Source organism: Abyssibius alkaniclasticus (assembly GCF_020447305.1).
Lineage (GTDB): Bacteria > Pseudomonadota > Alphaproteobacteria > Rhodobacterales > Rhodobacteraceae > Abyssibius > Abyssibius alkaniclasticus.
The window spans coordinates 328,633-354,113 of record NZ_CP095732.1; the positions used below are offsets into that span (position 1 = coordinate 328,633).

At 64.8% G+C, this 25,481-nt stretch carries 22 protein-coding genes and 1 tRNA gene; 17 read left to right on the top strand and 6 right to left on the bottom strand.

Going from position 1 to position 25,481, the window contains the following annotated elements; genetic code table 11:
* Positions 1 to 27 precede the first annotated feature (27 nt).
* The gene (locus LGT41_RS01790) at positions 28 to 450 is read left to right on the top strand and encodes a group III truncated hemoglobin (protein WP_274128293.1); all 423 of its coding nucleotides are present in this window, start codon (positions 28 to 30) and stop codon (positions 448 to 450) included.
* On the opposite strand, the gene LGT41_RS01795 is transcribed toward LGT41_RS01790, so the two are convergent.
* Genes LGT41_RS01795 through LGT41_RS01805 form a run of 3 tightly spaced genes read right to left on the bottom strand, consistent with a single transcriptional unit; the run spans position 447 to position 3,335 of the window.
* Positions 447 to 1,448 carry a YcjF family protein gene (locus LGT41_RS01795; protein WP_274128294.1) on the bottom strand — a complete coding sequence of 334 codons (1,002 nt, stop codon included), beginning with the start codon at positions 1,446 to 1,448 and terminating at the stop codon, positions 447 to 449. The genes LGT41_RS01790 and LGT41_RS01795 overlap by 4 nt on opposite strands.
* Entirely contained in the window at positions 1,441 to 1,914 is a 474-nt protein-coding gene (locus LGT41_RS01800; protein WP_274128295.1) for a GNAT family N-acetyltransferase, read from the bottom strand. The genes LGT41_RS01795 and LGT41_RS01800 overlap by 8 nt, the downstream gene beginning before the upstream one ends.
* A complete protein-coding gene (locus LGT41_RS01805) occupies positions 1,911 to 3,335 on the bottom strand; it encodes a YcjX family GTP-binding protein (protein WP_274128296.1) in 1,425 nt (474 codons plus the stop codon). The genes LGT41_RS01800 and LGT41_RS01805 overlap by 4 nt, the downstream gene beginning before the upstream one ends.
* Positions 3,336 to 3,418: 83 nt before the next feature.
* On the opposite strand from LGT41_RS01805, the gene truA reads away from it, so the two are divergent.
* From truA to LGT41_RS01830, 5 genes are all read left to right on the top strand, one after another.
* Positions 3,419 to 4,186 (top strand): tRNA pseudouridine(38-40) synthase TruA, encoded by a 768-nt coding sequence (gene truA / locus LGT41_RS01810; protein ID WP_274128297.1) that lies wholly within the window; start codon positions 3,419 to 3,421, stop codon positions 4,184 to 4,186.
* A gap of 45 nt (positions 4,187 to 4,231) precedes the next feature.
* Positions 4,232 to 4,317 (top strand) — tRNA-Leu (locus LGT41_RS01815).
* Between the two features lie 64 nt (positions 4,318 to 4,381).
* A complete protein-coding gene (locus LGT41_RS01820; protein ID WP_274128298.1) occupies positions 4,382 to 5,359 on the top strand; it encodes a cytochrome P450 family protein in 978 nt (325 codons plus the stop codon).
* Positions 5,346 to 5,606 (top strand): phosphopantetheine-binding protein, encoded by a 261-nt coding sequence (locus LGT41_RS01825; protein WP_274128299.1) that lies wholly within the window; start codon positions 5,346 to 5,348, stop codon positions 5,604 to 5,606. Before LGT41_RS01820 ends, LGT41_RS01825 begins: the two co-directional genes overlap by 14 nt.
* Complete coding sequence (locus tag LGT41_RS01830) at positions 5,607 to 6,572, top strand: hypothetical protein (RefSeq protein WP_274128300.1); 966 nt, start codon at positions 5,607 to 5,609, stop codon at positions 6,570 to 6,572.
* Here the strand turns inward: LGT41_RS01830 and LGT41_RS01835 are convergent.
* Complete coding sequence (locus LGT41_RS01835; RefSeq protein ID WP_274128301.1) at positions 6,569 to 8,965, bottom strand: caspase family protein; 2,397 nt, start codon at positions 8,963 to 8,965, stop codon at positions 6,569 to 6,571. The two genes, LGT41_RS01830 and LGT41_RS01835, sit on opposite strands and share 4 nt — an antisense overlap.
* A 138-nt stretch (positions 8,966 to 9,103) precedes the next feature.
* On the opposite strand from LGT41_RS01835, the gene gpmI reads away from it, so the two are divergent.
* The 4 genes from gpmI to LGT41_RS01855 all read left to right on the top strand — a co-directional run bounded on the left by gpmI (position 9,104) and on the right by LGT41_RS01855 (position 13,684).
* Positions 9,104 to 10,630 carry a 2,3-bisphosphoglycerate-independent phosphoglycerate mutase gene (gene gpmI, locus LGT41_RS01840; protein ID WP_274128302.1) on the top strand — a complete coding sequence of 509 codons (1,527 nt, stop codon included), beginning with the start codon at positions 9,104 to 9,106 and terminating at the stop codon, positions 10,628 to 10,630.
* Positions 10,627 to 11,772, top strand: coding sequence for a murein hydrolase activator EnvC family protein (locus tag LGT41_RS01845; RefSeq protein WP_274128303.1), 1,146 nt, complete (start codon positions 10,627 to 10,629; stop codon positions 11,770 to 11,772). The genes gpmI and LGT41_RS01845 overlap by 4 nt, the downstream gene beginning before the upstream one ends.
* 13 nt (positions 11,773 to 11,785) lie before the next feature.
* On the top strand, positions 11,786 to 13,120 hold the full coding sequence (locus tag LGT41_RS01850; protein ID WP_274128304.1) for a S41 family peptidase: 1,335 nt from the start codon (positions 11,786 to 11,788) through the stop codon (positions 13,118 to 13,120).
* Positions 13,121 to 13,207: 87 nt separating this feature from the next.
* A complete protein-coding gene (locus LGT41_RS01855; RefSeq protein WP_420720196.1) occupies positions 13,208 to 13,684 on the top strand; it encodes an RNA pyrophosphohydrolase in 477 nt (158 codons plus the stop codon).
* 267 nt (positions 13,685 to 13,951) lie between these two features.
* Here LGT41_RS01855 and LGT41_RS01860 read toward each other — a convergent pair whose 3' ends face one another.
* Positions 13,952 to 14,566, bottom strand: coding sequence for a DUF1285 domain-containing protein (locus tag LGT41_RS01860; RefSeq protein ID WP_274128305.1), 615 nt, complete (start codon positions 14,564 to 14,566; stop codon positions 13,952 to 13,954).
* Between the two features lie 129 nt (positions 14,567 to 14,695).
* Between LGT41_RS01860 and LGT41_RS01865 the strand changes: the two genes are divergently transcribed.
* Genes LGT41_RS01865 through LGT41_RS01880 form a run of 4 tightly spaced genes read left to right on the top strand, consistent with a single transcriptional unit; the run spans position 14,696 to position 21,388 of the window.
* Positions 14,696 to 15,709 (top strand): AAA family ATPase, encoded by a 1,014-nt coding sequence (locus tag LGT41_RS01865; RefSeq protein ID WP_274128306.1) that lies wholly within the window; start codon positions 14,696 to 14,698, stop codon positions 15,707 to 15,709.
* Positions 15,706 to 16,599, top strand: a complete 894-nt coding sequence (locus LGT41_RS01870; protein WP_274128307.1) for a DUF58 domain-containing protein — start codon at positions 15,706 to 15,708, stop codon at positions 16,597 to 16,599. The genes LGT41_RS01865 and LGT41_RS01870 overlap by 4 nt, the downstream gene beginning before the upstream one ends.
* On the top strand, positions 16,596 to 19,325 hold the full coding sequence (locus tag LGT41_RS01875; RefSeq protein WP_274128308.1) for a DUF4159 domain-containing protein: 2,730 nt from the start codon (positions 16,596 to 16,598) through the stop codon (positions 19,323 to 19,325). Before LGT41_RS01870 ends, LGT41_RS01875 begins: the two co-directional genes overlap by 4 nt.
* Positions 19,322 to 21,388: a hypothetical protein gene (locus LGT41_RS01880; RefSeq protein WP_274128309.1), complete on the top strand. Its 2,067-nt coding sequence runs from the start codon at positions 19,322 to 19,324 to the stop codon at positions 21,386 to 21,388. The genes LGT41_RS01875 and LGT41_RS01880 overlap by 4 nt, the downstream gene beginning before the upstream one ends.
* 164 nt (positions 21,389 to 21,552) lie before the next feature.
* Here LGT41_RS01880 and LGT41_RS01885 read toward each other — a convergent pair whose 3' ends face one another.
* Complete coding sequence (locus LGT41_RS01885) at positions 21,553 to 21,765, bottom strand: hypothetical protein (protein ID WP_274128310.1); 213 nt, start codon at positions 21,763 to 21,765, stop codon at positions 21,553 to 21,555.
* A gap of 93 nt (positions 21,766 to 21,858) precedes the next feature.
* On the opposite strand from LGT41_RS01885, the gene LGT41_RS01890 reads away from it, so the two are divergent.
* The 3 genes from LGT41_RS01890 (at position 21,859) to LGT41_RS01900 (ending at position 25,481) form a co-directional block, all read left to right on the top strand.
* The gene (locus LGT41_RS01890) at positions 21,859 to 22,782 is read left to right on the top strand and encodes a LysR family transcriptional regulator (protein WP_274128311.1); all 924 of its coding nucleotides are present in this window, start codon (positions 21,859 to 21,861) and stop codon (positions 22,780 to 22,782) included.
* A 210-nt stretch (positions 22,783 to 22,992) separates the two neighbouring features.
* The gene (locus LGT41_RS01895) at positions 22,993 to 24,423 is read left to right on the top strand and encodes an FAD-linked oxidase C-terminal domain-containing protein (protein ID WP_274128312.1); all 1,431 of its coding nucleotides are present in this window, start codon (positions 22,993 to 22,995) and stop codon (positions 24,421 to 24,423) included.
* Entirely contained in the window at positions 24,420 to 25,481 is a 1,062-nt protein-coding gene (locus LGT41_RS01900) for an FAD-binding protein (RefSeq protein WP_274128314.1), read from the top strand. The genes LGT41_RS01895 and LGT41_RS01900 overlap by 4 nt, the downstream gene beginning before the upstream one ends.

Genomic DNA, 25,481 nt, shown 5'->3' on the forward strand with positions numbered 1-25,481 from the left:
GACTGGCTGCAAATGCACGAGGATGCCATGCCGATACCGCCCCGCTTTGACATTTCCGCCGATGAGATTGGCCGCATCGTTACCCGGTTTTATGCCCGCATCCGCAGCCATGAAACGCTTGGGCCGGTCTTCAACGCCCATGTGAAAGACTGGCCTGCCCACGAGGCGAAGATCGCCGCCTTCTGGCGCAATGCGATCTTGCTGGAGCGTGCGTATGCCGGCAACCCGATGCAGGTGCATCAGGCGCGGCCCGATGTGCTGCCCGGCCATTTCACCCCGTGGCTGGCCTTGTTCGACGAGGTTCTGGCCGCAGAACTGCCCGCTGACCGCGCGCAGTCCTTTTCCGCCCTTGCCCACCGTATCGGGCGCGGGTTGCGCATGGGGCTGGTGGCGCGCGGCCAGCCCGCCGGTGGCCCGCCCGATTTGCGCAGCGGCGCCTTTGGCGCCTAGCTGAACAGCCCCGTCAAGGCGCGTTTTACAAGGCTGGTCACACGCGGGCGTTTGAGCGCGGCAAAGGGCATCGGGCGACAGACATCCATTGCCGCTATCCCCACCCGCGCGGTCAGCGCGCCGTTCACAACCCCCTCGCCCAAACGGCGCGAGACCTTGCCGATTGCTCCGCCGCCGACGACCGAGCCAAGCAGATCATCGCCCATTGCCACCGCCCCCGTGGCCAGCAAATGCGCCCCCACAGCCCGCAACAGCCGCCACGAGCCGAGCGTGCCCGTGCGCCCGCCATAAATGGCGGCCACCCGACGCAGCATTTTAAGGTTCACCGCCAATGCGGCCAGCACATCGACCAGCGGCAGCGGAATGATTGCCGTGGCCGCCGCAACCTGCCGCGCGGCCAGTTCCACCTCGATGCGCGCGGCGCTGTCAAGCGGTTCCATCAGCCCACGTTCGGCCAATGCCAGCAGGGCGGGTGCATCCAGCGCGTCGGGCAGGCGTTTTTCGACATCGCGCCACGCCCAGCGCAGATCTTCGCGCGCGGCATAGAATGCGCCAAGCACCTGCACCGCCTCCAGCGCCTGTGCGCGGGTATTGCCGCGCGCCGCCGCATCGACCCTGCGGCGCAGCCCGTCAATCCGGCGCAGACGTGCAATGCCTGCCGCCTCGCGCATCACCACCACCAGCAGGCCCAGCGCAACGATGGCCCCAAGCCCGCTGGCAATGGCCCCCAACAGCGGATAGCTGCTGATGAGCGCGGCCAGGCTCTCATAGGCGGCCAAAGAAATGACCAGCGTCAGCAGCGCCGCCGCCGCCGCCCAGAACATCCGCTTGAACCAGCTCCCCCGCCGCGCTGGCCCGGCACCGGCGCGTGCGCCCACCGCCTGCATGGCGCGGCCTTCGGGCGCAAACGGGTCGGCTTCGGCGTTGTCCCCGGGCAGGGGCGGCAGCGCATTGGCTTCAATCACCACCGGTCGCGACTGTTTTGGCGGCTCAGCCATGCGGGCTCCTTTTCGGGTTTGCGCGCAGCACCAGCCGCACATCGGGCAGGCCTTCCTCGTTGTCACCCGCGGTCTGGCGAAGCTCGACGCAGCCCATTGCGCGGTAAAAACTGCGGGCGGGCGCGTTGGCGGCAAAGCTGGTCAGGTGCAAATCCTCCTGCCCGTCGGCCAGTTTCGCCAGCAGGGCCCGCCCCACCCCCTGTTTGCGCGCCGCGCGGGCCACGTAAAGTGCGGCAAGCGCATTGCCATCACGCACACCAAACCCCACAAGCCCCCGCATCAGCCCGCGCCGCTGTGCCACAACGACATGCGCGCGCCGCACATATGCGGCCATTGCCGCGCGGCTTGCCGATTTTGGCGCGCGGCTGGTAAACCACGGGGTTTCATCAATCCAGCTTGCCAGAATGCGGGCCATTGCGGCGGCATCGCGCGGGCGTGCGGGGCGAAGGGTGTAGGCGCGGCTCATAGCCTGTCCGCCAGCAGGAATTCCGCCGCCTGATCCATGCGGATATGCGCAAGACCCATGCCTTTTTGCCGCGCACCGGGCTGGGGCAGAAAGGACATCATCTCGAACCCGCCGCCCAGCCATTGCGGCTGCGCGGCGCGGGCATCGTTCAGAACGGCATCGGGGTCGTCTGGAAACGCGCCGGGGTAAAGCGCGGCTTCGCGTGGCGGGTTGCCTGCCAGCAGGCCACGCACACAGTTCAGCGCCGCACCCTCATGGCTCAGCGTTTGCTCCACCGTGGCGCGCAAGGCGGCCAGCGCCATGCCCCTGGTTTCAGCCCCTGCAAAAGCCGCACGGTCCCGCGCCTCGCGCAGCAAGGCGGTGGTCAGCGCGGCCAGATCATCATGGCTGGTATGGTGCAAATGGTCGGCCTTGGTGGCGGCAAACAATATCCGGTCGATCCGGCGGCGCAGCAAACGGCCCAGCCAGCTATCGGCGCCGGGGCGAAAGGCGGCCAGCACGCTTGCAAGATCATCGCGCATTTCCTGCATGGCGGCGGGGCCGGTATGCAGCGCATCCAGCACATCGAGCAGCACGACCTGCCGGTCGAGCCGCGCAAAATGCTGGCGGAAAAAGGGTTTCACGATCTCGCTGCGATAAGCCTCATACCGCCGCTCGAACGCCCGATAAAGGCTTGTGTTGCGCGCGCGGCTTGCCGGCGGCGGCATTGGCGCAAAGGTCAGCGCGGGCGAGCCCGCCAGATCGCCCGGCAGCAGGAACCGCCCCGGTGCGCCGGGCGACAGCCCCGCATCGCGCGTGTTTTGCAGATAGGCGGTAAAGGCGGCGGCAAGGCTTTGCGCGGTGGGCTCATCCAGAACGGCAAGCGCGTCAACGCCCTCCAGCTTCGCCAGCCACGCCTTTGCCATGCCCGCCCGGCCCGGCTTGGCCGCGCGCGCCAGCGCGGCTTGCGACCATTGCGCATAGCTTTGGTCCAGCAGCGCCAGATCGAGCAGCCATTCGCCGGGATAGTCGATAATATCAATATGCACCATCCGCGCCCCGCGCATCGACGCCAGCATCCCGCCGGGGCGCAGCCGCAGCGACAGGCGCAGCTGGCTGATGGCGCGCGTGCTGTCGGGCCAGTTCGGAGCGGTCGCGGTCAAAGCGGCCAAATTCCCCTCATAATCAAAGCGCGGCACGGTCGCATCGGGCTGCGGTTGCAGATACGCCGCCACGATCCGCCCTTCGGCCTCGGGTGTAAACCCAAGCATACGCCCGCGATCAAGCAGATTGGCCACAAGCGAGGTGATGAACACGGTTTTGCCCGAGCGCGCCAGCCCCGTGACCCCGAGGCGCACCACAGGTTCAAAGGCGGCACGGGCATCGGCGGCACCCGCCTCAAGGCGCGACAATACCGCATCGCTGATTGCGCCCAGCCCCATAAACCTTGCCTTTTCCTGCTCTGGAATCCTGTTCTTCAAATGATATAAGCACGAAATGCCGAAAAGTGGAGAGGGCGAAGCCCATGCCGCGCTATGCGCTGAAAATAGAGTATGACGGCGCGCCCTTCCACGGATGGCAGCGCCAGCGCGACCTGCCCAGCGTGCAAGGCGCGATCGAGGCTGCACTCGCCAGGCTCCAGCCCGACGCGCCCCATCTGCACGGTGCCGGGCGCACCGATGCCGGCGTTCATGCCGCAGGCCAGGTCGCGCATGTCGATCTGGCCAAGGACTGGACGCCCGAGCGCCTTGCCGCCGCGCTCAACGCGCATTTGCGCCCCGCGCCGGTGGCAATTCTGGCCGCCAGCCAGGTGGATGCCGGCTTTCACGCGCGCTTCTCGGCGCTTGCGCGGCACTACCGGTTTCGCCTGTTTGCCCGCCGCGCCCCGCTGACCTTTGCTGCCGGGCGCATGTGGCAGGTCCGCGCCCCGCTTGATCTTGACGCCATGCGCGCGGGTGCCGCGCATTTGCTTGGCCAGCATGATTTCACGACCTTCCGTTCCTCCATCTGCCAGGCCGCAAGCCCCATCAAAACCCTTGACCGGCTGGAGATTGCTGAAATTCCGCATTCCGACGGGGTGGAATACCGCTTCAGCCTGAGCGCGCGCAGCTTTCTGCACAATCAGGTCCGCTCGTTCATTGGCACGCTCGAACGTGTGGGCAGCGGCAACTGGCAGCCCGATGATGTGGCCCGCGCACTGGCAGCGCGCGACCGTGCCGCATGTGGCCCGGTTTCACCCCCGCACGGGCTGTATCTGATGGCGGTCGATTACCCCGAAAATCCGCTCGGCTAAGGCTTTACAAGCCGCGCGCACCGACTATTGTGCCGCCAATTCCCTGCCCGCGTGGTGGAATGGTAGACACATGGGACTTAAAATCCCTGGGCCGTATGGCCGTGCCGGTTCAAGTCCGGCCGCGGGTACCAATTGCATGAATTTTTCTGCGCTGTTACTATTGCTCATATTTGATTTGTTTTCAGCAGTTCGCAAATGTTTTCGCCACCCGAATTCGACTATCTGGCCGATGACAAGATGTGGCGCGCCAAAAGCGGTGCCGCAGCGCGCGACGTGTTGTCCTGCCCGGCGCTCACCGTTACCGATCTGCCCGGCTATTACCGGCTTTTGGCCGATGAGATTGGCCGCGATTTTCCGCTGATCCGCTATTATACCGGCTATCTTTTGCTCACCAATGACGGGCCGCGCCATGCGGAATTGCGCAAGCTGGCCGCCGCGCAGTTCAACAAAAGCGGGCTTGCGCAGCGCCAGGCGCGCACCGCGCTCGTTGCCGCCGCAATCCAGCGATTTGCAACACAAGGCGAATTTGATGTGATGGCCGAAATCGTGCGCCCGATCGCGCGCGGCCTGACCGAGGCGCTTGCCGGGATCAGCGCCGATTTTGTGGCCTCCGACATCCTCTCGCCCCGCCGCAGTCTGCGCAAGAACCATGCTTTGGAGGCGCGGCTCGCAGCGATGCGCGCCAAGGTGGCCGCGCTTTTCCCCGATGAAAGCGAAGATGCGCAGGCGATGCGCGTTACCCTTGCGCTGCTGGGCACCGAACCGCTGACCGCCGGGATTGGGGCCGCGCTTTTGGCGCTGTTGCAGCAGAATACCGGCCAGCGGCTTTGCGATATAGCCTGGCCCGACGCGATGCTGGAGCCTGCCGTCAAACACGCCGTGCGCTTTGCCCCGGCCGATCTGCCCGCCGAAACCTGCCCGATGCGCGCGTTTCGGGTGGAAACACGGCTCTTGTCAGACCCCGCGCTTGGCGGCAAACGCGGCGAAATTTTTGGCATCGGCGCGCATAGCTGCATGGGGCGCGGCATGTCGATGATCGTCTGGCGCGAGCTTGTAGCCGGTTTGGCGCGGCTCACAACACGTATCACCCTTATCGGGTTTGAACCCGCAACCCACTGGCTGTTCAACGCCCCCAACCGTATCGATGTCAGGATTACACATGACCCGCGCTGAGCTACGCGAAAAGATTGCCGCCGCCATTTACGCCGTGTTCAACGACCGCCCGAAGGGCGAGCTTGACGGGCTTTTGCAGCACGACACTTTCCGAATGGATGCGTTGACCGATTCCAGCATTCGCCTGACCGAGTTGTGTTTCCAGATCGAAGAGGCGCTGGAGATAGAGATCGAAACTTCGGAAATGTTCGACAATCCGAGCCTTGCAACCGTGCTGGACCGCCTGCACGCAAAACTGCCCGCCTGAATGGACACAGCCGGGGAATATGCCGCGGCCCTGCGTGCCGAGCCGCGCAGCCTGCGGCGCAAAAGCATTTTGCAAGCCGCTTCGAACCACCTGCCACCGGGTGCGCTGACCACGCTTTATGCGCAGCTTCACGAAATTGGCGGCGCCGGGCTTTGCCGCGATGCGCCGCAGTTTCGCTATATGACGGGATTTGCAAGGCGGCGCGCGGCGCGCCAACCACAGCTTGTTGCCAATCACAGCGACCCAACCTACAGCCTGTTCACAACCCCCGGCAGCGAACCTGCCCGGAAGCGGCTTTTCATTCTGTTCAGCGGCGAGGATGGCCAGTTTTACATCCCGCTTTCGGTTGTGCTGCACAATCTGCCCAAGGGGCCAAAGGATGTGCTGGTTCTGCGTTCGGGCCTGGGCATTTTCTATGCCAGGGGCCTGAAAGGGTTTGGCCGGTCCACGCATCAGGTGGCCCAAAGCATTGTTGCCCGGTTTGCGCCGCAAACCTATGCCGAGGTCAATGTGCTGGGCTTCAGTGCCGGGGGCGCCTATGCATTGCGCATCGCCGATCTGCTGGGCGCCGATCTTGGCCTGTCCTTTGGCGGGCGGTTCAGTGCCGGGGTGCCGCGTGTGCCGGCCGACCTTCTGAACCCCAGCCACGGGTTTGACGTTCTATGCCCCTGCTTTGCGCAACGCGCGGGCAAGCTTGTGAACCTTGCCGGGGCCAAAAGCGAGGTCGACAGCCTTGCGATGGCGCGCATGGCGGCGATCCGTCCGCGCCTTATTCGCCACTATCTCATCAATTATGGCGGGCATAATGTATTGCTGCGCATGTTGCGCACCCGCACGCTTGCGCCCTTCATTTTGCTTTGCCTTCTGCCATCTGCCTGGCTGCGCGCCGCAACCCTGCCGTTCTGGGCCTATGGCAGTTTCGTGCGCGGGCTGCGCCGCCTTGTCGGGGTGCAGAAACTGCGCTAGCCGGCGCAGTTGCAGATCTGCTCCATCGCCGAAATATCCGCCCGCGACAGGAACCCGTCGACCGGGCCGGAACGGTAGCCGCGCGCCTGCAAAAGCCGCTGGAAGGCGGCAAAATATACGGTGCCAAGATCAAGCCCGGCATCTTCGATCACCGTGCGGTTGCCGCGCTCCAGCGCCAGCATGAACAGATCGGCGGCCTTGGCGTAATTGACCGGCACGCCCTTGCCCTCCAGATAGGCCAGCGCAAGGTTATAGCTCGCCACTTCCGAGCCGAGTTCCGATGAAATCTCGTAAAACCCCACCGCCTCGGACAGGTCGACTTCGACATATTGGCCGTTCTCATACATGAAGGCGAGGTTGTTATAGGCGCCGGCATGGTTCAGCCGCGCCGCCGCCTGATAGTAATTGAACGCCTGTTCATGATCAACCGGAACACCGGTGCCATAGCTGTAGATATTGCCAACATAGAAATCTGCCGTGGCACTGCCCGCTGCGCGCGCGCGGGCATAATATTGCAGCGCCAATGCGATATCATCGGGGTTGTAATTGTTGCGCCCTTCGTAATATTCGGCAATGGATTCATAGGCATAGGCGTGGCCCTGCTGGCCGGCCAGTTCCGAAAGCTCCAACCCGCGCTCGACATTCTGGCGCACACCCTCGCCAAAAAGCATGGCCGCGCCCAGCAGATATTGCGCCGTCACATCGTTTTCGGCAACAAGCTGGTTCAGCCGCAAAAACGCCTGCCCGCGCGCGCGCACGCGGCTTTCATCAATCAGGTCACGATAGGCCAGAATGGCGGTTGCCGCCTTGAAGCCGCCCGCCTCGGCGCGGCGCAGGTAATCGGCCGCCAAGGGCCAGTCCTGCTCGACCCCGTCCCCCAGAAAATAGAGATTGCCCAGCAAAATCCCGGCTGGCGCATAGCCTTCGCGCATCAATTGCATCGAAATATCATGCACTTGCGCAAAATCGCCACGCTCGCCACGGTCATAAAGCGCCGCGGCCAGATTGAAGCGCATCCGCGGAATATCGGGGTGGTTGCGCACGGCGACATCGCAGGTTGCCACGGCCTCGGCGGCAATGTTCACAAGGCTGAGCCGCCCCTGCAGGCCCGGCGGATTATCGGGATTGCCCCACATGGCGGCAATGGCGTCGCATTCATCTATGATGCTGCGGGTATTGGCGGGCATCGCCACGGTTGTGGCCGTGTCCGGCGCCACGGGTGATACCGCCGCTGGGGGCGCAACATTGCTGCGGGTCATGCCCGGCAGTGGCGGCTTGCCTGGGGCGGGCGCAATAAAGGCGCTGGGGCTGTTCAGCGCCAGCACCTCGGCGGTGGTGTCTTGGCGCGGGGCGGCTTCAGCCGGCGTATTTTCGATGCTGCTTTCGGCACTGCCCGCGCCCGGCGGGCTGGCGGTTTCGGGCTGCAGGGCCGCAATCCGCGCCCGCGCCCGTTCCGCCATTTCCGGAACCGTGTCACGGTAGCGGTCCATATAGGCGCCCAGCAGGGCGGTATCGGTCGAATTCTGGATCAGCCCCCATTCGCTTTCGGCAAACTGGCTGGCGGCGATTTCGGCGGCAGATATGGTGGCGGGCACGGCCAGCGCATCGCAGGTGCCAATCAGGCAGGCGCTGCCCGAAAGCTCGTCATAATAGGCGGGCCGCTGGTTGTGGTTGATGATCGAGGCCGCCTCTTGCACCTGGCTGCGCGTCACCACGATGGCGCGGCGCAAATCGCCAAACTCGCGCAGATTGGGCAGAAAGAACCGCGTAAACACCGAATACTGAAAATCGTCAGCCGGGCCAAGCCGGTCAAGCGCGGTCTGGTTGGCCCCCGCCGAATACACGATGAACGACCCGGCAGGCGGCTCGACCGGTGCCAGCCCGCTGACCAGGCCCAGGGCGCGGGTTTCGCCGGTGTCAAAAGGGTTGTTGCGGCAGGCATCGATAATCGCCAGCGACAGGCCCGCGCCGCGTTTGGCAATTTCATCCATGATGCCGTTCTGCCCGTTGCGCAGCGGTAGCGACAGAACGGCGGCTTCGGCCGCACTCAGCGATGCGGGCGTATCCGCGGGCACCAGATAGTTTTGCGACCCGTCGCTCCAGCCGTGGCCGGAATAGACAAAGGCCACGCTATCGCCTTCGGTGATGCTGTCATAAAACCGCGCCAGTTCCAGCCGGAACTCGGTGCTGCCAGGGTCGGTCAGCGCGGTCACCTCATAGCCCATCTCGTCAAACAGCGTGACATAGCCGCTTGCATCCTCAACCGCGCGCGCAAGGCTTGGCAGGCTGTCATAGCTGTCAATGCCCACAATCAGCGCCAGATTGCGCGGCTGCGCGCTGGCCAAACCCGCCAGACACAGCAGCCATGCAGACAGTAGGTGCCGCAGCATCATGAAAACCTCGAATCTCAAATACGTCTTTATCTTACGTGATTTTGGCACCCGGTCCAGTTTCACGTCATCTGCGGCGTTCAGCGGGTTGCCCCGCAATGCGCCAGCGCATATGACTGGTGCAATCTTTCGGAGAGCTTCATGTCCAGGCCTAAACCCGTTGTTCTTTGCATTCTCGATGGTTGGGGGCTGCGCGCCGAAACCGAGGGCAATGCCGTTGCCCTTGCCAAAACCCCCGCCTTTGACGCGCTGATGGCCACCTGCCCCCATTCCACCCTTACCGCGCATGGCCCCGCCGTTGGCCTGCCCGAAGGGCAGATGGGCAATTCCGAGGTGGGGCATATGAATATCGGCGCGGGCCGCACGGTGTGGATGGACCTGCCGCGCATCGACAATGCCATTGCCAGCGGCGAATTTGCCGAAAACCCCGCATTGGAGCGTTTTATCGCCAAACTGAAGGAGAGCGGCGGCACGGCGCATCTCGCCTCGCTCATCTCCACAGGCGGCGTTCATGCGCATCACGACCAGCTTGTGGCCGCCGTGCGCACCATTGCGGCTGCCGGTGTGCCGGTCGCCATCCATGCCTTTGCCGACGGCCGCGATGTTGCCCCGCAATCGGCCAGAAGCTATTTTGACGATTTCAGTGCAAAACTGCCCGAAGGGGCGGCAATCCACACGCTGATCGGGCGGTTCTACGCGCTGGACCGCGATAATCGCTGGGAACGGGTCAGCACGGCTACCGGCCTTATCCTGCATGGTGAAGGCGCGCCTGCCGCCAGCGTTGATGAGGCGATCACCAAAGCCTATGCCAATGGCGATACCGACGAGTTCATCACCGCCACCCGCCTGCCCGCCTATAAAGCCCCCGCCGATGGCGACGGGCTGATGTTTCTGCATTTCCGCGCCGACCGCGCGCGCCAGATTTTGGCTGCCTTGGCCGCCCCCGATTTTGCGAGCTACGAGACCGGCCCCCGCCCGAAATGGGCCGATATCTGCGGGCTGGTCGAATATTCAAAGGCGCATAACGACTATATGACCGCAATGTTCCCCGCCCAAAGCATTGTGAACACGCTTGGCCAATGGGTCGCACGGCACGGCAAAACCCAGTTCCGGCTGGCGGAAACCGAGAAATATCCGCATGTCACCTTTTTCATGAATGGCGGGGTCGAGGCCCCGAATGAAGGCGAGGAGCGCCACCTTGCCCCCAGCCCCAAGGTCCGCACCTATGATCTGCAACCCGAAATGTCGGCCCCCGAAGTGACCGAGGCGCTGGTCGGCGCCATTACCGGCCAGAAGCACGACCTGATCATCGTGAATTTCGCCAACCCCGACATGGTCGGCCATACCGGCAGCCTGCCCGCCGCCATTGCCGCCTGCGAGGCGGTGGATGCGGGCGTGGCCGCAGCGGTTGCCGCGCTCGAAACGGTGGGCGGGGCGATGCTGCTTACCGCCGATCATGGCAATTGCGAGCTGATGATCGACCCCGAAACCGGCGGGCCACACACGGCCCACACGCTCAACCCCGTGCCGGTGGCGCTGTTTGGCGGGCCCAAAGGCGCGCGGCTGCGCGATGGCGGCAAACTTGGCGACCTTGCCCCGACCCTGCTGTCGCTCATGGGTCTGCCCAAGCCTGCCGAGATGACCGGAGAGACCCTGCTCGCCCCATGAAAACCCTGTCGCTCGCCCTGTTCCTTGCCCTGCTCATGCTGCGCCCGGCCACGGCCCAGCCCGAACAGGTGTTGCGCGACCTGACCGAAGCCTCCACCCAGTTGGCCGAAGCCGGCGCGGCGCTCGCCGCCTCCGAGGGCTTTGATTCACGCATCGCCGCGCTGACCGCGGCCATCCGCGCCTATGAACTTGGGCTGAACGCCATGCGCACCGCCCTGCGTGGTGCCGCCGTGCAGGAACGCGAAATCGCCAATGCGCTGGCGGGCGAGCGTGAAACACTCGTGCAACTGCTCGGGGTGATTGCTGCGCTGGAAAGCGCCCCCGCCCCGTTGACCCTGCTGCACCCTGATGGCCCGCTTGCCTCGGCCCGTGCCGGGGCGCTGATGGCGGCAATGGCGCCGGATATGCAAAAAGAGGTGGCCGCCCTGTCCGGCCAGCTCGACCAGCTACGCGTGATCAATGCCTTGCGCAAAGATGCTGAAACGAATTTGCGCATCGGCCTTGGCGAGCTTCAGCAGGCGCGCGGGGCGCTCAATGCAGCCCTTGACCAGCGCGATGCCGAAGGCCAGCGCCAGCGCGTCAGCGTCAGCCCGGTCGCGGCAGAGCAGCTCGATTCGCTGCTGCGCGCGTCTGAAAACCTGGCCTTTTTTGCCGATGGTCTGGCGGCAATGCCCGCGCCCGAAATCCCTGGTCAGGTCGATTTTGTCTCGTTGCAGGGGGTGTTGGCCGCGCCGGTTGTGGGCGAAATCTTGCGTGGCTTCAACGCCGCCGATGCGGCCGGCATCCGCCGCCCCGGCGTGATCTTCTCGGCCCAACCGCTGGCGCTGGTCTCTACCCCCACGGCGGCCACGGTGCGTTATGCGGGCGAGTTTCTGAATTACGGGCTGGTGATCATTCTGGAACCCGCGCCCGACTATCTGATCACCTATACCGGGCTTGGCCGCAGCTTCGTGACCGAGGGCGATATCCTCGCGGCGGGCGACCCTGTTGGCGAAATGGGCGGGGATTTGCCCATTGCACAAGAATTTTTGATCGAAACCTCGTCAGTTACTGGCGCATCCGGATCAGAAACGCTCTATATGGAACTTAGACGCAAAGGCACGCCGGTCGATCCGACCCCCTGGTTCGCGCCGCTGCAATGACAGGAAGAGTAGCATGAAGAAATATTGGATCGCAGCGACAACCGGCGCGTTGGCCGGGGTGCTGTTCACCACACAATTCGCCGCACCGCTTGTTGCGCAAGACATCAACGAAGGCCGCAGCACCTATGAGCAGCTCGACCTGTTCGGCGATATATTCGAGCGTATCCGCTCGGCCTATGTCGAAGAGGTCGATGACGAGGCGCTGATCCGCGCCGCCATCAACGGGATGCTCACCTCGCTTGATCCGCATTCCAGCTACATGTCGCCCGATGACTATGCCGAGTTGCAGTTCGATACGCGCGGCGAGTTTGGCGGGCTTGGTGTTGAGGTGACCCAGGAAGAAGGCTGGATCAAGGTTGTCTCGCCGATGGATGGCACCCCCGCCGATAATGCCGGCATCATGTCGGGTGACTTCATAACCCATGTAAACGGCGAGCCGACCCTGGGGCTGACAATGGATGAGGCGGTTGAAATGATGCGCGGGCCGGTCGGCTCGGAAATCACCCTCACCATTGTGCGCGATCTCAATGAAGACCCGTTCGATGTTACGCTTGTGCGCGATACGATCCGGCTTACCGCCGTGCGCGTGCGCACCGAAGGCCATGCGATTGTCGCGCGCATCACCACCTTTAGCGAGCAGACATTCGACAATCTCGAACAGGGCATTCTTGCGGAAATTGAAGCTGCCGGCGGGATAGAGAATGTTCAGGGCGTTGTGCTGGATCTGCGCAACAACCCCGGCGGCCTGCTCAATCAGGCCGTGGCGGTTTCGGATGCGTTTCTGGAACAGGGTGAGATTGTCTCGACCCGCGGCCGCGATGATCGCAACGCCGAACGCTACGATGCCCAGCCCGGCGATCTCGCTCAGGGTCTGCCGATTGTTGTGCTGATCAATGGCGGCTCGGCCTCGGCCTCGGAAATCGTGGCCGGCGCACTGCAAGACCAGAACCGCGCGGTCGTGGTCGGCACACAGAGCTTTGGCAAAGGCTCGGTGCAGACCATCATGCCGCTGGGCAGTGAAGGCGCGATCCGGCTGACCACGCAGCGCTATTACACACCTTCGGGGCGGTCTATCCAGGCGCTTGGCGTTGCCCCCGACATTCTGGTCGAACAGCGCCCGCCGGTTGCCGCCAATGAGGAAGGTGAGGCCACCGCCGCGTTGCGCCGCCGTTCAGAGGGCGATTTGCGTGGGGCGCTTGCCGGTGATTCGCTGTCAGACGAGGAACGCGCAGCGCTGGAAGCCCAGCGTGCCGATATGGAAGCCGCCGCGCGCCTGCGCGATCAGGATTACCAGCTCGCCTATGCGCTTGACATCATCACAGGCCTGTCGGTGCTGAACGGCAACTAACCGCCGGGCCAGCGCCGGGCGGGGCATCGAACCCCGCCCGGCGCTTGTCGCTGCGCTTTGCGCATAGCTGCAAGGGTTGGGATTATCGTGATAGAGCGCGGCTCACTTGGCTACCGCCCCTGCGTGGGGATTGTTCTGGCCAATGCCAGGGGGCAGATATTTGCGGGCCAGCGGCTCGATTTCGCCTCTGACGCCTGGCAAATGCCCCAGGGTGGCATAGACAAGGGCGAAGATGCGCAAACCGCCGCGCTGCGCGAACTGGCCGAGGAAACCGGCCTGCCTGCAAGTGCTGTGCAGATCGAGGCGCAAACCGCCGATTGGGTAACCTATGAACTGCCCGATGATCTTATCCCCAAGCTCTGGGGCGGCAGGTATCGCGGCCAAAAGCAGATGTGGTTCCTCATGCGGTTGGTGGGTGATGAAAGCCAGATCAACATCCAGACCGACATTCCCGAATTCAGCCGCTGGCAATGGATGGCACCCGAGGCGCTGCTCGCCAGTATCGTGCCCTTCAAGCGCGATGTTTATGCGCGCGTGTTGGCCGAGTTTGGCCCCAAACTCTAGCGTCTTCGTGCAACTGCCGCGCCCGTTGCGCGATATGGGCGCTGGTTCTGTCCCTGAACCAGCGGCAGAACCGGGGGTTTTGCACCCCCGGACCCCCGCAGGATATTTGAGAACGAAAGATGCGGTTTGGCAATTGTGCGGAACGCGCTGCGGGTTGCGGGCGGCGCGGGGCTGACCGCATGACAGGCGCAACGCCTGTCGCGCCGCCACCGGCAAGCGGGGGCAAGGCCGAAGGACGCAGCCGCCGCGCGTCAGAGCCTCGGGGAGCTAGGGCAGTTCTGCCGCCGGAATGATGGGGAAAAACTCACCCCCCGACCAGAGGCCGAACCAGTCCGCCCCCTCATGCGGCGCCACCGTGCCAATCTCCACCAGCCTGTAAAAGCTTTTGCGGTCGATCAGCGCCTCCAGATTGCGACGGACATGCACATAGGGCGACGGCTCGCCATCTTCGGCCCGCACCACGCGGATGGGGTGGTCCGGCCCCGCCGCCACCTCTTCATCGACCTGCGTGACAAAGCGCAGCACCTGTTGGCGTCCCGTGCCCGTGGCCTCGAAATCCACCGCCACAAAGGGGGCGTCATCCACCTGAATGCCCACCTTTTCCACCGGCGTGACCAGGAAATACGCATCGCCATCACGCCTGATGATCGAGGAAAACAGCTTCACCAGCGGTTTGCGGCCAATCGGCGTGCCCATGTAAAACCACGTCCCGTCGCGCGCGATACGCATATCAAGGTCGCCGCAAAAGGGCGGGTTCCACAAATGCACGGGCGGCGGGCCCTTTTTGCTGGCGGCTTTGGCGGCTGCGGCAAGGTTTTCGGCGCGCGCCGGGTCATGTGGCGCCTTCTGCCCTGTCACGGAATTCTGATCAGGTTTGTGCATATCGGGGCTGCCTCGCTGGTTTATGCCGTATAGACTTGCGCGAACACGCTTGGGTTGGGTGGACTAATCTATCCAAGCCGCTAATCTGATGCAAATTCCACCGTGAAGCCCGAAGTTAAGGACAATTTGATGCGCACCGCCGACCCAGCAATCACCGCACAGCTTACCACGCTGGCCGAACAGCTCCAATCGGCCCGCAAAATGATTGCGCGCCGCGTGATCGGGCAGGAAAAGGTCGTCGACCTGACGCTGACCACGCTGCTATGTGGCGGCCACGGGCTGCTTGTCGGCGCGCCCGGCCTTGCCAAATCGCGGCTGGTCGAGGCGCTTGGCACGGTGTTCGGCCTGAATGGCGCGCGCGTGCAATTCACCCCCGACCTGATGCCGGCCGATATTCTCGGTGCCGAGGTGCTGGAAACCGGCGCCGATGGCGCCCGCGCCTTTCGCTTCATCAAGGGGCCGGTATTTTGCCAGTTGCTGATGGCTGACGAGATCAACCGCGCCAGCCCGCGCACGCAATCTGCCCTGCTGCAGGCGATGGCCGAACATCATGTCACCATTGCCGGTGCGCGCCATGACCTGCCCGCGCCCTTCCACGTGCTGGCCACGCAAAACCCGATCGAGCAGGAGGGCACCTATCCGCTGCCCGAAGCCCAGCTCGACCGGTTCCTGATGCAGATTGACGTGGATTACCCCGACCGCGACGACGAGCGCGCCATCCTTCTGGCCACCACCGGCTCGCAAGACCAGCAGGTTGAACAGGTGCTGGACACCGCCGCACTGATGGAGGCGCAGCGATTTGTGCGCGCCATGCCGGTGGGCGAAAATCTGGTCGAGATGATTCTTGACCTTGTGCGTTCCGCCCGCCCCGATGCCGATGCGCCCGCCCTTGTGCGCGACAATGTCACCTGGGGGCCGGGGCCGCGCGCCGCGCAGGCGCTTATGCTTGCCGTGCGCGCCTGGGCCTTGCTGCATGGCCGCTTTGCGCCCACGGTTGACGATGTGGCCGCGCTTGCACAACCCGTGCTGAAGCACCGCATGGCGCTGGGTTATGCCGCCCGCGCCCAGAATATCCGGCTTGATCAGGTCATCGACGAAATCACCGCATCGGCCACCAAAACCAGCACCGGTGCCGCCGCGTGAACCAGACCGCCACCACAACGCGCGCCGCCGCACTGCGCTCGGAGGCCGAAAGCCTTGCCGCCAGCCTGCCGCCGCTTCTGGCCGCGGCCGAACGGCTGGCCCAGGGGGTTGTGCCCGGTGTGCATGGCCGCCGCCGTGCGGGCAGTGGCGAGACGTTCTGGCAATACCGCCAGGCCATGCCCGGCGATTCTGCCGCCTCGATTGACTGGCGGCGCTCGGCGCGGGGCGATACGCTTTACATCCGCCAAACCGAATGGGAGGCGGCACAATCGGTGCTGTTCTGGGCCGACCCATCTGCAGGCATGGGCTTTGCCTCCGCCGATCATCCACCAAAATCGAGCCGCGCGCGGCTTCTGGCGCTGGCGCTTGGCGTGCTGCTCACCCGTGCGGGCGAGCGTATCGGCCTGCTTGACACACCGCTTGCCCGCCCCAGCGCCGGGCGCAACCAGCTCAACCGTTTTGCCGCCAGTCTGGCCGAAAAGCTGCGCACCGATGATGTGGCCGCCCTGCCCGAACCCGGCCCGATCACCGCCGGCCATTACGTGCTTGTCTCCGATTTCATGATGGATGAGGCGGGCTTGCGCGCCGGGCTGAACGCACTGGCCGCGCGTGGCACACGCGGCGCCCTGCTGCAAATCACCGATCCGGCGGAAGAAGCCTTCCCCTATGATGGCCGGGTCATCTTCCAATCGCTCGCCGGTGCCGTCAGCTTCGAAACGCGCCGCGCGCGCGCCCTCAAATCCGCCTATCAAGAGCGGCTCTCCGCGCGCCGCGCGCTTTTGGCCGATTGGGCGCATCATGCCGGATGGCAGTTCACCACCCATCGCACCGATACCGCGCCATCCGCCCCGCTGCTCTGGCTCTATGCCGCGATTGGCGGGCTCACATGATCGCCTTTCTCTACCCGTTCCTGCTGTTTGCCCTGCTCGCCCTGCCCGTTCTGTGGCTGCTGCTGCGCGCCGTGCCGCCCGCCCCCGTGCGCCGCCCCTTTGCCGCCGTGCGCCTGCTGCTGGGCCTGAAAGACCCCGAAAACACCCCCGTCCGCACCCCGTGGTGGCTGCTTTTGCTGCGCCTCACCGCGCTTGCCGCCGCCATTATCGGCTTTGCCGCCCCCGTGCTGAACCCCAAGACCGAGGCGGCAGGCTCCGGCCCGCTGCTTATTGTCATGGATGCAAGCTGGGCCTCTGCGCCCGACTGGACCGCGCGCAGCCAGCGGCTGGAGTCGGTGCTGAACGAGGCCGCGCGCGATGGTCGCCCGAGTGCGCTGCACCTGCTGACATCGCCCATCCCCGCCAGCCCGCTTGAATTTGGCACCGCACAAGACCTGCTTGCCACGCTGCCCGGCCTTGCGCCTGCGCCCTATGCGCCCGACCGCGCCGCCTGGGCCGAATGGCTGGGTGGTGCCACCGGCTTTGACACGGTCTGGTTTACCGATGCTTTGGGCGAGGATGGCGGGCTGGGCGCCGTGCTGGCTGCGGCGGGCGATGTGCAGATCGTCCTGCCCGATACGCCCGCTTTTGCCCTGCTGCCGCCAAGCCTGGATGAAACCGGCCTCATCCAGCCGGTCATCCGCGCCAGCGCCGGTGCCGCCTATACCGCCAATCTGGTGGCCTATGGCCCGGCGCCGGGCGGGGCGGAAGTTGCGCTTTGGCGCGCCACAGCCGCGTTTAGCGCGAATGACACCGCCGCCAGCGCCCTGTTCGACATGCCGCTGGAATTACGCAACCGCATCAGCCGCATTGCGCTGGCGGGCTTTGCCAGCGCGGGCACGGTTGCCCTTGCCGATGATGGCTTGCGCCGCCGCAAGGTTGGCCTGCTGACCACATCTTCGGCCAGCGAAACCCCGCCGCTGGTTTCGCCCCATTACTATCTGATGAACGCGCTCGCCCCCTCGGCCGAGCTGGTCGAGGCGGATATGCCCACGCTGATGGCCACCGCGCCCGATGTCATCGTGCTGGCCGATATCGCCACCCTGCCCGATGCCGATACCGCCGCATTGCAGGCATGGGTGGAAGATGGCGGTACGCTTTTGCGCTTTGCCGGCCCGCGCGTCGCCCAGGCCGCCGCCGAACAGGTAGAGACCAACCCGCTACTGCCCGTGCATCTGCGCGCCGGTGGCCGCGCGCTTGGCGGTGCGATGACTTGGGCCGAGCCCCGCCCGCTGGGCGATTGGCCCGAAGCCAGCCCCTTTGCCGGGCTTGTCGTGCCCGATGATGTCACCGTCACCGCGCAGGTTCTGGCCCAGCCCGACCCCGACCTGCCCAACAAGGTCATCGCGCAACTGGCCGATGGCACGCCGCTGGTCACTTGGTCGCGGCTTGGCCAGGGGCGGCTTGTGCTGTTCCACGTCACCGCCAATGCCGAATGGTCCGACTTGCCGCTATCGGGCCTGTTCGTTGACATGCTCGAACGCCTTGCCATTGGCGCGGGCGGCCAGGGGGCCACTGCGGCCGATCTGGCAGGCCAGACATGGCTGCCCACAGCCACGCTCGACGGGTTCGGCCGCCTTGGCCAGCCGGCGCTTGCCGTGGCGGTTGCGGGCGAAACCCTGTCTGACAGCCCGCGCGACATCTCCACCCCGCCGGGGCTTTATGAATCCGCCTCCGGGCGGCAGGTGGCCATCAACCTGTTTGGCCCCGAAGCCGCGCTTGTGCCGCTGCCCCTGCCCGCCAGTGCCACGCGCATCAGCCTGGCCGATACGCCACCGCAGCCGCTGGGGCAGTTCTTTCTTCTCGCCGCGCTCTGCCTGCTGGTTCTGGACATTCTCGCCGCAACCTTCGTGTCGGGCCGTCTGATCGGCGGGCGCGTCGCCCCGCTTGTTCTGGCTGTTCTGCTGGCGGGCCAGCCGCACAGCGCCGAGGCCCAGGGCCAGCCCTATGATGCGCAGATCGCCGCAACCGAAACCGTTCTGGCCTATGTCATCACCGGCGATACCCGCACCGACATGGCCAGCGCCGCCGGGCTTTACGGCCTGTCGCGCACCTTGTTCGAGCGCACCTCGATCGAGCCTGCCGCGCCAATGGGGGTAGACCCGAATAGCGAAGACATCACCTTCTTTCCCTTCCTTTACTGGCCCGTCACCCCCAACCAGACAAGCCTGAGCGATGCCGCCATTTCGCGCATCAACGCCTATCTGCGCGGTGGCGGCATGATCATGTTCGACACACAGGACGCATATCTCGGCCAGAACACCGAAAACGCCCGCATGTTGCAGCGCATCGCGGCAAATCTCGATATTCCCGCCCTTGCGCCCATTGAATCCGACCATGTGCTTGGCCGCAGCTTTTACCTGCTCGAAACCTATCCGGGGCGCTGGGGCAACGGCACGCTTTGGGTTGAAGCGCCCGTAAACCTCACTGCGATTGACGGCAGCCCGTTTCGCAACCTCAATGATGGCGTCACCCCCGTTGTGATTACCGGCAATGATTTCGCTGCCGCCTGGGCAATGGGCGAAGATGGCCGCCCGCTCTTTCCCGTCGGCGCGGGCATGGCGGGGGAACGCCAGCGCGAAATTGCGCGCCGCGTCGGCGTCAACCTCATCATGTATGTGATGACCGGCAACTACAAATCCGACCAGGTGCATGTGCCTGCCCTGCTCGAAAGGCTGGGTCAATGATATCGTCCATCGTCTTTGTTCCGCAATTTGGCTGGGTTCTGCTTGCAGCCCTGGGCGGTGCCGGCCTTGTGTTGCTGGCGCTGGCGGCATGGCGCGGCTTGCCCGGCACCTTCTGGCGGGCGCTGTCGCTGGCCGCGCTGCTGGGCGCGCTTGCCAATCCGCAGTTGCAGCAGGAAACCCGCCAGCCCTATCCCGATGTTGCGGTCATCGTGGTCGATGAAACCACCTCGGCCAGCCTGGGCGATCGTGCCGAACAAACCGCGCGCGCAGCGGCCGCGCTTGAAAACCTTATCGCCGCCCTGCCCGATGGGATAGAACTCGACATTACCCGCCTGAGCGACCAGGGCAATGACGGCACCCGGCTTGAAACCGCGCTGGCCGAAGCCCTTGGCCGCCACGATCCGCGCCGCGTGGCCGGTGCTTTCGCCATTTCCGATGGCCGCCTGCATGATGCCGGTGCGCTGCAAACCCTGCCAGCCCCGCTGCACCTGCTGCAAACCGGCCGTGAGGCCGACTGGGACCGTCGCGTTTTCGTCGAAAACGCCCCCGCTTACGGCATCGTCGGTGAAAGCGTTGAAATCATGCTGCGGATCGAGGATTCCGGCGCCGCCCCCGGCACCCCTGCCGTGCCGGTTTTTGCCACCATCAATGGCGGCGAGGTGATCCGCCTCAACGACCAGCCGGTGAATGCCTCCACCCCGCTTTCGCTCATCCTGCGCCGCGCCGGCGAGAATATTCTGGAAATCTGGACCCCCGCCGCGACAGGCGAACTGACCGAGGCCAATAACCGCGTCATCGTCCCCGTCACTGGCGTGCGCGACCGTCTGCGCGTGCTGCTGGTGTCTGGCGAGCCCTATGCGGGCGAACGCACATGGCGCAACCTGCTCAAGGCCGATCCGGCAGTCGATCTGGTGCATTTCACCATCCTGCGCTCGCCCGAAAAGCAAGATGGCGTGCCCTATACCGAACTTTCACTCATCGCCTTCCCCACACAGGAACTGTTCATGGAAAAGGTCGATGATTTCGACCTGATCATCTTTGACCGGTTCCGTCGGCAGGGCGTATTGCCCGACCCCTATCTGCAAAACATCGCCCGCTATGTGCAGAATGGCGGCGCGCTGCTCGTGGCCGATGCCGAGGGCTATGCCGGCCCCGACAGTCTTTACCGCACACCCCTGCGCGAGGTGCTGCCCGCCGCCCCGACCGGGCAGGTTTTCGAGCAGCCATTCCAGCCCGAAATCACCGAACTCGGCCAGCGCCACCCGGTCACACGCGGGCTGGATGGCTGGCAGGGGCTGGTCGAAAACGACGCCGGGCCAAGCTGGGGCCGCTGGTTCCAGCAGGTCGATGTCATCCCGCAAACCGGCTATACCGTGATGACGGGCAGCAGTGGTGCGCCCTTGTTGCAACTGGCGCGCGCCGGCGCGGGCCGCGTGGCGCTTCTGGCCTCCGATCAGGTCTGGCTCTGGGCGCGCGGCTATGAGGGCGGCGGCCCGCAGGCCGAGCTTCTGCGCCGCCTGTCGCACTGGCTGATGCAGGAACCCGAGCTGGAGGAAGACGTGCTGCGCGGCAGCGCCAACGGCCCGAATGTGACCGTGACCCGTTCCCTGCTGGAAGGCACGCCCGGCCCCGTGACCATCACCGCCCCGGATGGCAGCACCGCCGAAATCACCCTCTCCGAGGTGGCGCCGGGCGCGTTTCAGGGCAGTTTCACCGCCGATCAATCCGGCATCTACCGCCTCTCCGAAGGCGATCTTGTGGCCATCGTCGCCACCGGCCCCGCCGCCCCGCGCGAGTTTGAAGAGCCGGTCGCCACATCGGCCCTGCTGGCCGAGCATATCAATGCCTCGGGCGGCGGTGTGTTCCGGCTGGAAGACGGAATGCCCGACATCATCCGCGTGAACGAAGGCCGTCTTGCTGCCGGGCGCGGCTGGGCTGGCCTCGTGCGCCGCAACGCCTATGCCGTCACCAATTTGCGCCAATCGCCTTTGGCCGAACCCTGGGTCTGGCTGCTGCTGGCCGCCAGTTTCGCGCTGCTGGCATGGCGGCGCGAAGGGCGCTGACCTCACCCCATATCCCACGCCGTCCCGGCCTCGAGCCGGGACCTCCGCCTTTCAACCCGCACCGCCATCTGCAAGCAAGAGGCCCCGGCTCAGGGCCGGGGCGGCATCGAAACAGTTGCACCGCCATGCCTGACACGAATGGTTGCATTGCATGATGCGCGCATTCAAAACCGGCTCGGAAAGCAATGCATCATGCTTTGCACATCCAACTCTGAGGCAAAGGCATCAGGGTTGCGCGCCATCATCTCGGCCACAAACTCGCGCCGTAAAACGGTGTCATCGCGCGTAGCGGCGCGGGGCTGCGCGCTTGGCCGACTGCGTGCCACAAACCCGGCAACTTTCTGCAAAAACCCCTGTGGTCTGGTCAGCGTGGTCATGGTCCATTCCTTTCATGCGAAAACCTCTTGGCCCAATTTACGCCGCCCAACGCCGCGCTGGTATCCGCGCCAAAGTTGTGCTGTTATACAAATATGAATAGCGCGCCCTATAATTGGTCCGATATTCTGGTCTTCCTCGCGGTTTACCAGTCCGGCTCGACCTTGGCCGCCTCCAAGCAGCTTGCCATGTCGCAGCCGACCGTCGCGCGCCGGATCGACGCGCTTGAACACGCGCTCAAGCTCACCTTGTTCGAGCGCGATACACGCGGCTTCAAACCCACCACCGCCGCCAAGGACCTGCACGCCCATGCCACCGCCATTGCCAGCGCTGCCGATAGCTTTGCGCATCAGGCCGACAAGCTGCGCCATGCCGAAACCAAACCCATCCGCATCACCGCCCCGCGCGTGAATTTTTCGGCCAATTTCGCCGCCATCCTGTCGGAGTTCAGCGCCACCAATCCCGGTGTGCATTTCGAGCTGATCTCCAGCTACAAAGTGCTGGATCTGGTTGCAGGTGAAGCCGATATCGCCATCCGATTTGCCACAAAGGTTGATGATGAACGGCTGATCTGCACCAAGCTTACAACCGCCACAAGCGCGCTCTACGGCACCCAATCCTATGCCGACCGCCACGGCCTGCCCACAAGCATGGATGATTTGGCGCGCCACCACTTTGTTCTTTTGGGCAGTGACCTACGCGCCGGCCCGGATGCGACCCGCTCAAGCCCGCTCAATGACCTGCTGCGCAAGCAAATCGCGCCGGGCCAAATCGCCTCGCAGTGTTCCGATATCGAGGGTGTGATCACCGCCATCATGGCCGGGTTCGGGCTTGGCGCGGTCCCAACCTCGCTTGCCAATGATTACGGCGCACTGCTGCGCTGTTTTCCACCACCCGAAGGCACTGAATCGGCGACATGGCTACTCATCTCGCCCGAAGCCTATCGCCGCCCCGAGGTGAAAGCCTTCTCGGCATTTTTCGCCCCCCGCTACCGCGCGATATCTAAGCCGAAGGTCTAGCAGGAATGGCGATGGACGCAGAGCCTTGAAAGGCGGCCCATAAAAAAAACATTCGGTCATTCATGGCGCATGTGACTGCGCTTAAGATTGCGTCACCCCTGCCGCCGCCCCGGACCTGATCCGGGGCCTCGCCGCCAACTCCGCTTTGCCCCTGTTCAAGGCGCGGGCCAGCCCATACACTTGGCCCAAACCACGAATAAGGCCGCACATATGCACATGCCCCCGCCCAAAGCCGCGCTGCTTGCGCAAAAGCCCGCCATTGTGGCCGCCCTGCGACGCGCTTTGGGCGATGATTGCGTCATCGACGATGCGCGTGAAACCCATGCCTATGAATGCGACGCGCTCGCCGCCTATCGCTGCGCGCCGATGGCCGTGGTGCTGCCGCGCTCCACGCAAGCCGTGTCGGACGCGCTGAAAATCTGCCAGTCTTTCGGCGTGCCGGTCGTGCCGCGCGGGGCGGGCACATCGCTGGCCGGTGGCGCGCTGCCCTCGGCCGATAGCGTGGTGCTTGGCGTGGCCCGCCTTACCGAGGTGCTGGAAATCTCGACGACCGACCGCATCATCCGCGTGCAGACCGGGCGCACGAACCTGTCTGTCACCGGCGCGGTTGAACCGCTTGGGTTTTTCTATGCGCCCGACCCGTCCTCGCAGCTTGCCTGCGCCATTGCCGGCAATATCGCCATGAATTCGGGCGGGGCGCATTGCCTCAAATACGGGGTGACCACGCAAAACCTGCTTGGCGTGACGATGGTGCTGATGGATGGCACGATCGTTACGCTTGGCGGCGGCCATCTGGATGCGCCCGGCCTTGACCTGCTCGGCCTCATCTGCGGCTCGGAGGGCCAGCTTGGTGTTGTGACCGAGGCGACCTTGCGCATCCTGCACAAACCCGAAGGCGCGCGCCCGGTGCTGATCGGCTTTGATGAACCCAAGGTCGCTGGCCAATGCGTTGCCAATATCATCCGCGCCGGAATCCTGCCTGTTGCCATTGAATATATGGACCGCACGGTCATTCGCGCCACCGAGGATTTTGCCGGTGCGGGCTATCCCGATGTTGCCGCATTGCTGATTGTCGAGGTCGAGGGTTCGGATGCCGAGATCGACGCGCAACTCGCGCGCATTGCCGCGATTGCCACGGCGCTGAACCCTGCCGAAATCCGCCAAAGCAAATCGGCGGCGGAAAGCGCGAATATCTGGAAGGGCCGCAAGGCCGCCTTCGGGGCAATGGGGCAGATCAACGATTATATGTGTTTAGACGGCACCATCCCCATTAGTGAACTGCCTGATATGCTTGAGAAAATCGAAAGCCTCAGCGCGGAATACGGCCTTGCCGTCGGCAATGTCTTTCATGCGGGCGATGGCAATATGCACCCGCTCATCCTGTTCAATGCCAACCAGCAGGGCGAGCTTGAAAAGGCCGAAGCCCTTGGCGCCGACATTCTGCGCGCCTGTGTGGCCGCTGGCGGCTGCCTGACCGGCGAGCATGGCGTGGGCGTTGAAAAACGCGAGTTGATGCTCACCCAGTTCACCGAGGCCGAGTTGACCCTGCAACTGCACATCAAAGACGTGTTCGACCCCGGCTGGCTGCTCAACCCCGGCAAGGTTTTCCCGCTCGCGCTGACCGAAAGCCGCCGCGCATGAGCGTTGAATCCCTTGTCGCGCAGATCAGATCCGCCACCGGCCCGCTGAATATTTCCGGTGGTGGCACGCGCGCCATTGGCCCGGATACCGGCACGCCGATCTCCACCGAAAGCCTGACCGGCATCACCCATTACGACCCCGCCGCGCTGACCATCATCGCCCGCGCGGGCACGCCTTTGGCCGCGGTCGAGGCCGCGCTCGCCGAAAACAACCAGATATTGCCGTTTGAGCCCATCCTGCCCGGCGCCGCCCTTGGCCGCAGCGGGGCCTCCACCATCGGCGGCGTGGTCGCGGCCAATGCCTCCGGCGCGCGGCGCATTGCAGCGGGGGCGTGCCGCGATGCCGCCCTTGGCCTGAGCTTCATCGACGGGTTGGGCCAGATCCACCGCGCGGGCGGGCGGGTCATGAAAAACGTCACCGGCTATGACACCACGCGCCTGCTCTGCGGCAGCCACGGCACATTGGGGCTGATCACCGAGGTCGCGCTGAAACTTCTGCCCGCGCCGCAAACCACCCTCACCCTGCGCGCCGAGGGGCTGGAGGATGGTGCCGCGATTGCCGCGCTCACCGCCGCGCTTGCCACGCCCTATGATGTTTCCGCCGCGCAGCATGGCGCGGGCGTCACCCTGCTGCGCCTTGAAGGCTTTGCCGCCAGCGTGCAGGCCCGCGCCGCCGCCCTGCAAAAGCTGCTGCCGCAATTCGCGCTGGCCGAACACGACTGGCAAGCCGCCCGCGCGCTGCCCCGGCTTGCCCCGGCACAGGGCGAAACGCTCTGGCGTATCTCCACCCGCCCCAGCTTTGGTGCCGCCACCGGCGCTGCCCTGCGCGCCGCGGGGGCCAGCCGCATTGCCTATGACTGGGCCGGCGGTCTTGTCTGGGCCGTTGCACCCGACACCGCCGATCTGCGCGCCGCATTGCCGCACGAGGGCCATGCCACGCGCATGAACAGGCACGCCCGGGCCTTCCACCCCGAACCTGCGGCCAATGCCGCGCTTGCCGCCGCGCTCCGGCAAAAATTCGACCCGAAATCGCTCTTCAACCCTGCAAGAATGGCCTGA

Bases quoted from the DNA above. Each gene is read 5' to 3' on its own strand.
- LGT41_RS01850 (WP_274128304.1), top strand. From the start codon at position 11,786: ATGAAGAAATATTGGATCGCAGCGACAACCGGCGCGTTGGCCGGGGTG.
- LGT41_RS01805 (WP_274128296.1), bottom strand. From the start codon at position 3,335: ATGGGGCTGGGCGCAATCAGCGATGCGGTATTGTCGCGCCTTGAGGCG.
- LGT41_RS01880 (WP_274128309.1), top strand. From the start codon at position 19,322: ATGATATCGTCCATCGTCTTTGTTCCGCAATTTGGCTGGGTTCTGCTT.
- LGT41_RS01900 (WP_274128314.1), top strand. From the start codon at position 24,420: ATGAGCGTTGAATCCCTTGTCGCGCAGATCAGATCCGCCACCGGCCCG.
- LGT41_RS01790 (WP_274128293.1), top strand. From the start codon at position 28: ATGCCGATACCGCCCCGCTTTGACATTTCCGCCGATGAGATTGGCCGC.
- LGT41_RS01820 (WP_274128298.1), top strand. From the start codon at position 4,382: ATGTTTTCGCCACCCGAATTCGACTATCTGGCCGATGACAAGATGTGG.
- LGT41_RS01800 (WP_274128295.1), bottom strand. From the start codon at position 1,914: ATGAGCCGCGCCTACACCCTTCGCCCCGCACGCCCGCGCGATGCCGCC.
- LGT41_RS01835 (WP_274128301.1), bottom strand. From the start codon at position 8,965: ATGATGCTGCGGCACCTACTGTCTGCATGGCTGCTGTGTCTGGCGGGT.
- truA (WP_274128297.1), top strand. From the start codon at position 3,419: ATGCCGCGCTATGCGCTGAAAATAGAGTATGACGGCGCGCCCTTCCAC.
- LGT41_RS01830 (WP_274128300.1), top strand. From the start codon at position 5,607: ATGGACACAGCCGGGGAATATGCCGCGGCCCTGCGTGCCGAGCCGCGC.
- LGT41_RS01860 (WP_274128305.1), bottom strand. From the start codon at position 14,566: ATGCACAAACCTGATCAGAATTCCGTGACAGGGCAGAAGGCGCCACAT.
- LGT41_RS01795 (WP_274128294.1), bottom strand. From the start codon at position 1,448: ATGGCTGAGCCGCCAAAACAGTCGCGACCGGTGGTGATTGAAGCCAAT.
- LGT41_RS01825 (WP_274128299.1), top strand. From the start codon at position 5,346: ATGACCCGCGCTGAGCTACGCGAAAAGATTGCCGCCGCCATTTACGCC.
- gpmI (WP_274128302.1), top strand. From the start codon at position 9,104: ATGTCCAGGCCTAAACCCGTTGTTCTTTGCATTCTCGATGGTTGGGGG.
- LGT41_RS01885 (WP_274128310.1), bottom strand. From the start codon at position 21,765: ATGACCACGCTGACCAGACCACAGGGGTTTTTGCAGAAAGTTGCCGGG.
- LGT41_RS01865 (WP_274128306.1), top strand. From the start codon at position 14,696: ATGCGCACCGCCGACCCAGCAATCACCGCACAGCTTACCACGCTGGCC.
- LGT41_RS01890 (WP_274128311.1), top strand. From the start codon at position 21,859: ATGAATAGCGCGCCCTATAATTGGTCCGATATTCTGGTCTTCCTCGCG.
- LGT41_RS01895 (WP_274128312.1), top strand. From the start codon at position 22,993: ATGCACATGCCCCCGCCCAAAGCCGCGCTGCTTGCGCAAAAGCCCGCC.
- LGT41_RS01845 (WP_274128303.1), top strand. From the start codon at position 10,627: ATGAAAACCCTGTCGCTCGCCCTGTTCCTTGCCCTGCTCATGCTGCGC.
- LGT41_RS01875 (WP_274128308.1), top strand. From the start codon at position 16,596: ATGATCGCCTTTCTCTACCCGTTCCTGCTGTTTGCCCTGCTCGCCCTG.